The sequence below is a fragment of the Phenylobacterium sp. genome, assembly GCF_030697305.1.
Classification (GTDB): Bacteria; Pseudomonadota; Alphaproteobacteria; order Caulobacterales; family Caulobacteraceae; genus Phenylobacterium.
Genome location: NZ_JAUYQL010000019.1, coordinates 1 through 4,657, shown reverse-complemented (window position 1 = coordinate 4,657; position 4,657 = coordinate 1). Strand labels below are relative to the sequence as shown.

5 protein-coding genes are annotated in these 4,657 nt (G+C 68.6%); 2 read left to right on the top strand and 3 right to left on the bottom strand.

The window, feature by feature from the left end:
* From Q8R27_RS01970 to Q8R27_RS01960, 3 genes are all read right to left on the bottom strand, one after another.
* On the bottom strand, positions 1–647 hold a 647-nt coding region (locus Q8R27_RS01970; protein ID WP_305697430.1), incomplete at its 3' end, for a sulfurtransferase.
* Positions 648–649: 2 nt separating this feature from the next.
* Positions 650–1,648: a cysteine synthase A gene (locus Q8R27_RS01965; RefSeq protein WP_305697429.1), complete on the bottom strand. Its 999-nt coding sequence runs from the start codon at positions 1,646–1,648 to the stop codon at positions 650–652.
* 43 nt (positions 1,649–1,691) lie between these two features.
* Complete coding sequence (locus tag Q8R27_RS01960) at positions 1,692–2,888, bottom strand: cyclopropane-fatty-acyl-phospholipid synthase family protein (protein WP_305697428.1); 1,197 nt, start codon at positions 2,886–2,888, stop codon at positions 1,692–1,694.
* 248 nt (positions 2,889–3,136) lie between these two features.
* Between Q8R27_RS01960 and kdsA the strand changes: the two genes are divergently transcribed.
* Positions 3,137–3,991: a 3-deoxy-8-phosphooctulonate synthase gene (gene kdsA / locus Q8R27_RS01955; protein WP_305697427.1), complete on the top strand. Its 855-nt coding sequence runs from the start codon at positions 3,137–3,139 to the stop codon at positions 3,989–3,991.
* A 33-nt stretch (positions 3,992–4,024) separates the two neighbouring features.
* On the top strand, positions 4,025–4,657 hold a 633-nt coding region (locus Q8R27_RS01950; protein WP_305697426.1), incomplete at its 3' end, for a bifunctional heptose 7-phosphate kinase/heptose 1-phosphate adenyltransferase.

Here is a 4,657-nt window from a genome sequence, read left to right as displayed (position 1 = left end):
TCGCGCATCCGGCCGTCCTGCGTGAGCAGCGTCTGCCAAGGCACGTTGCAGGCCCCAGGCATGTGACCCGAGCGCAGGCCTTCGCGCGGCTCCGGCGCCTCGCCGCGGAAGCGCGGGACGGCGCGGGCGTCGACCAGTTGCTCGTGGCCACTTCCAGCGACGATCGCGCGGACCTCATCGAGATTGCGGACCAGGTCGCTGTCGAAGGACGGTTCGACGCGCGCCGGGGATACGGCGGGTTCGCCCGCCTCCGTCGCGCCGCCTTGCGCCACCCAGGCCTTGAGGCCCCCGTCCAGCACATAGACGCGCTCAAAGCCCGCGATGCGCAGAGTCCACCAGACCCTGGGGGCCGAGAAGATGCCCTGGCCATCGTAGACCACCACCCGGTCGTCGCGGGTCAGGCCCAGGTCTCCCAGCGCCTCGGCCAGCGCCTGCGGATTGGGCAACATGTGGGGCAGGTCGGTGTCGGGGTCCGATATGGCGTCGATGTCGAAGAACACCGCGCCTGGGATGTGCCCCTGGCGGTACGCCTCGCGACCGACGCGCGCGTCGCCGGGCATGAACCAGGTGGCGTCGACGATCCGCAGGTCGGGCTCGTCAAACTCGGCCGCCAGCCACGTCGCCGAAACCACGGGGTCTTGCACCATGACTAGAGCCAGTTCGGGGTCGGCAGGCCACGTTCGGCCAGGAAGGACGGGTTGTAGATCTTGCTCTGATAGCGAGAGCCCTGGTCGCACAGGATCGTCACGATTGTGTGGCCCGGCCCAAGGTCGCGGGCCATGCGGATCGCGGCGGCGACGTTGATCCCGGTCGAACCGCCCATCACCAGACCCTCGTGCTCGACCATGTCGTAGATCGCCCGCAGCATCTCGTCGTCGGCGATGCGGTAGGCGCGATCGACCTTTAGGCCTTCGAGGTTGGCGGTGATGCGGCCCTGACCGATGCCCTCGCTGATCGAAGTCCCCTCCGACTTGAGCTCGCCGTCGGTGTAGTAGCTATAGAGCGCCGCGCCGTGGGGATCGGCGAGGCCGATGGCGACGTCGGGCTTCTCAGCCCGCAGCGCCTCGGCGACGCCGGCCAGGGTGCCGCCCGAGCCCACCGCACAGATGAAGCCGTCGACCTTGCCGTCAGTCTGACGCCAGATCTCGGGGCCCGTAGTCTCCACGTGGGCCTGACGGTTGGCGACGTTGTCGAACTGGTTGGCCCAGATCGCGCCCGCCGGCTCCTTGGCCGCCAGCTCCTGCGCCAGGCGGCCCGAGTAGCGCACGTAGTTGTCGGGGTTGGAATAGGGGAGTGCGTCCACCTCGACGAGCTCCGCGCCATAGAGGCGGATGGCGTCCTTCTTCTCCTGGGACTGGGTGCGCGGGATGACGATTGTCGACTTGTAGCCCAGCGCCTTGCCGACCATCGCCAGCCCGATGCCAGTGTTCCCGGCGGTGCCTTCGACGATGCGGCCGCCGGGCTTCAGCAGGCCCTGTCGCTCGGCGTCGCGCACGATGTACAAGGCCGCGCGGTCCTTCACGGACTGGCCGGGATTCATGAACTCGGCCTTGCCGAGGATCTCACAGCCGGTGGCCTCGCTCGCGTGGCGCAGGCGGATCAGCGGAGTGTTTCCGATGGCGTCGAGGACGCTTTGGGCGACTGTCATGGCCGCTGTTTAATCGGCCACGCGCGTCAGGAACAGAGGGGTTTCAGGGTTTGGTGAGGCCGAGTTGCACGACATTCGTGCGCCCCGTGCGAAAGCCCGCCTCGCAGTAGCTGAGGTAGAAGCGCCATAGTCTGTGGAAGCGCTCGTCGAACCCCTGCTGGCGGATCTCACCCCAGGCCGCCTCGAAGCGCGCCGACCATTCCGCCAGGGTGTCGGCGTAGTGCTGGCCGAACGTCTGCGCCTCGCGCCACACGAGGCCCGCGCGGTCGGTTTCCCGGCGCAGCCGAGCTTCGCTGGGCAGCATGCCGCCTGGGAACACATAGCGCTGGATGAAGTCGGCGCGGCGCCGGTAGTCTTCGAACAGCTCGTCGGCGATGGTGATGATCTGCAGGCCCGCTCGGCCGCCGGGCGCCAAAACCTGGCGAATCTTGTCGAAATAGGCCGGCCAGTACCGCTCGCCCACCGCCTCGAACATCTCGATGGAGGCGACCCGGTCGAACGAGCCCTCGACGTCGCGATAGTCGATCAACTGGATGTCCGCGCAATCGGCCAGACCCTGTTCAAACATGCGCCGGCGCGCGAAGTCGTACTGCTCACGCGAAATGGTGATGGCGGTGACCTTGGCGCCCACCTCTCGGGCGGCGAACTCGGCGAACCCGCCCCATCCGCAGCCGATCTCCAGCACGCTCTGGCCGGATTGCAGATCCATGGACTCGGCCAGGGTGCGATACTTGTTGGACTGGGCCTGCTCCAGCGGCTGGCCCGGCTGGGTGTAGCGCGCCGACGAATAGGTCATCGTCGGGTCCAGCCACTGCGAATAGAAGGCGTTCCCGAGGTCGTAGTGGGCGGGGATGTTGCGCCGCGCGCCGCGCCGGGTGTTGGCGCGGAACAGGCGCCCGACCCTGTTCATGACCTGCATGACCGGGTGGCCCTCGACGACGCCGCTGAGGCGGTCCCAGTTCAGGCTGAAGGCGACCAGCAGGGCGGACAGATCGGGCGTGTCCCATTCGCCGGCCATGAAGCCCTCGGCGAAGCCGATGTCGCCGCCGGTCAGCACCCGGCGCATGAAACGGAAATCGCGGACGATCAGGGTGGCGTCGGGCCCGGGCCTCGCGCCTTCGATGCGCAGCTCGCGGCCGGAGGGCAGGACGAAGGTCACAACGCCGGCGACCCAGGATCTGGCGATGATCCGCACCGCCTGTCGGAAGGCTGCGGGGGCGCCGGCGAGCTCCGGCAGCATGCGAAACGCCCGCGCGGACGCCGCCAAGCTGGTCACTGAGGTTCCCTGAGCCATACTCATCGTACAGTCACGCCCCACCAATTCTGACAGATCATAGCATTTCCAAATCAAGGGTGGGAGCGGGCGCCCGCAACAGGTGTACGGCGGGCTGGCGGCCACGGTTGCAGAGGCGTTGCGGATTGTCGCTTGTCGGAGCTTGAGCGGCGCGCCACTTAGCGGGGCTGAGCCGCCGCAGACCGGGAACGCCCATGGCCGTCTTGAAGCTGGACCGCTGGAACATCGCCATCGGCGACGGCCAGCCGCTTGTGGTCATCGCCGGCCTCAACGTGCTTGAGGACCTCGACCTCGCGCTGTCGACGGCCCGCCACCTGAAGGCGCTCTGCGCCGACCTCGACCTGCCGTTCGTGTTCAAGGCGAGTTTCGACAAGGCGAACCGGTCCTCGATCAAGAGCTATCGCGGACCGGGGCTGGACGCGGGCCTGGCGATGCTGGCCGAGGTCAAGGCCCGCGTGGACGTGCCGATCGCCACGGACCTGCATGAGATCGATCAGGTCCGCGCGGTGGCCGCACTGGCCGACCTGGTGCAGATCCCGGCGTTCCTCTGCCGCCAGACCGACCTGGTGACCGCGGCCGCCCAGGCGACGGCCGCCGCCGGCGGCCTGCTGCATGTGAAGAAGGGCCAGTTCCTGGCGCCCTGGGACACCCGCAACATCCGCGACAAGATCCGCGAGGCGGTGGATCGCGACATCCTGATCCTTTGCGAGCGCGGCGCCTCGTTCGGCTACAACAACCTGGTGGTCGACATGCTGGCGATCCCGGAGATGCAGCAGTTGGGCGTGCCGGTGACCATCGACGCGACGCATGCGGTGCAACTGCCGGGCGGCGATCCGCGCTCCAACGGCGCGTCCACCGGCGGGCGGCGCGACGGGGTGCCGATCATCGCCAAGGCGGCCGTGGCCTCCGGCGCGGATGGCGTTTTCCTGGAGTTCCATCCGGAACCCGACAAGGCCCTGTGCGATGCGCTGAGTTGTCTGCCGCTGGATGGTGCGCGAGCGTTGCTTACCACGCTGAAAGCGGTGCATGCGGCCGTGCGGGCTGCTTGACCGACTGACCCCTGGGCCGCACAGGCTAACGCCATGGATTTCTCCGCCCTGCAGCACCTCCTGGATCAGGTTCCGGGCCGGCGCGTCGCCTGCGTCGGCGACCTGATGGTGGACCGCTTCGTCTACGGCGACGTCAGCCGCGTCTCGCCCGAGGCGCCGATCGCCGTGCTCGCCCGCCGACGTGAGCTGGTGATGCTGGGCGCGGCGGGCAACGTAGCGCGCAATGTCGCTGCTCTCGGTGGTTCCGTGGCGCTTGTCGGGCTGGTCGGCGGCGACGCCGACGGCCACGAGGCGGCGCGCTTGGTCGGCGAGGAAGCCGGCGTCGAGGGCTATCTGGTCACCGATCCCGATCGGCCGACGACGCTGAAGACCCGCTTCGTTTCGGGTGGCCAGCAGCTCCTGCGGGTCGACCTCGAGGAGAGCCGCCCAGTGAGCGGAGAGGTCGAGCAGCGCTTGATTCGCACGATCCGTGACGCCGCGGCCGGGGCCGGCGTGATCCTGTTGTCCGACTACGGCAAGGGCGTCGTCACCGACGCGGTGATCGCCGCCTGCCACGAGGCCGCGGCCGCGCATGGCGCCAAGGTGGTGGTGGATTCCAAGGCGCGCTCGTTCGCCCGCTATGGCGACATCGACCTGGTGAAGCCGAACGCCGCCGAGCTCGCCTAC

Excerpts from the sequence above, each read along its gene's own strand:
- Q8R27_RS01965 (WP_305697429.1), bottom strand. The coding sequence starts at position 1,648 with ATGACAGTCGCCCAAAGCGTCCTCGACGCCATCGGAAACACTCCGCTG.
- Q8R27_RS01960 (WP_305697428.1), bottom strand. The coding sequence starts at position 2,888 with ATGCTGCCGGAGCTCGCCGGCGCCCCCGCAGCCTTCCGACAGGCGGTG.
- kdsA (WP_305697427.1), top strand. The coding sequence starts at position 3,137 with ATGGCCGTCTTGAAGCTGGACCGCTGGAACATCGCCATCGGCGACGGC.